1 protein-coding gene is annotated in these 879 nt (G+C 64.3%); it reads left to right on the top strand.

The annotated features are described in order from the left end of the window. On the top strand, window positions 1-853 hold an 853-nt coding region (locus EOA85_RS36275), incomplete at its 5' end, for a hemin ABC transporter substrate-binding protein (RefSeq protein WP_164760181.1). Window positions 854-879 lie beyond the last annotated feature (26 nt).

The following is an 879-nucleotide window of genomic DNA, read 5'->3' as shown; positions in this document are numbered from 1 at the left end:
CGGCCTTGCCCTGGCCTTTGCCGCAATGCTGCCGGCCCGTGCCACCGAAGGCACGCAGGTCTTTGCGGACCCGTCGAGGATAGCGGCCATCGGCGGTTCGATCACCGAGATCGTCTTTGCGCTCGGCGAGCAGGATCGGCTGGTCGCTCGCGATTCGACCAGCCGTTATCCCGAGGCGGCGCTCAAGCTGCCTGACGTCGGTTACATGCGCCAACTGTCGCCGGAAGGTGTCCTGTCGGTCAATCCGTCGGGCATCCTGGCGCTGCGCGGCAGTGGTCCTAAGCAAGGCGTCGACGTGCTGAAGAAAACGAGCATTCCGTTCATCGAGGTGCCCGAGCGCTACGACCATGAAGGCATTCTCGAAAAGATCCGCATTGTCGGCAAGGCGCTTGGCGTGGACGCCAAAGCCGATGCGCTGGCGGCGGAGGTCGATACCAAGCTGAAGGCCGCCGAAGAGCAGACCGCTTCGATCAACGACCGCAAGCGCGTCCTGTTCGTGCTGTCGATGCAGGGCGGCAAGATCCTCGCTTCCGGCAGCGACACTGCCGCCGACGGCATCATCAAGCTTTCGGGCGGTGTCAACGCGGTCGACGGCTTCTCCGGCTACAAGCAATTGTCCGACGAGGCTGTCATCACCGCCAGGCCCGACGTGATCCTGATGATGAACAATGCCGGTCCTGCCGCATCGGATGACGAATTGTTCGCGCACCCATCCATCCTGTCGACACCGGCGGGTGCCGCGCGCAAGGTGGTCCGCATGGATGGCGGCTATCTGCTCGGCTTCGGGCCGCGCACGGCCGACGTCATCCACGACCTTGCCGCCTCGCTTTATGGCGGGCAGGCCGAGGACTGAGCGGGCACCCAATGGTGGATCAATCG

This window comes from Mesorhizobium sp. M5C.F.Ca.IN.020.29.1.1, from assembly GCF_003997375.1.
Lineage (GTDB): Bacteria > Pseudomonadota > Alphaproteobacteria > Rhizobiales > Rhizobiaceae > Mesorhizobium > Mesorhizobium wenxiniae.
This window is presented reverse-complemented; position numbering and strand designations above follow the sequence as displayed.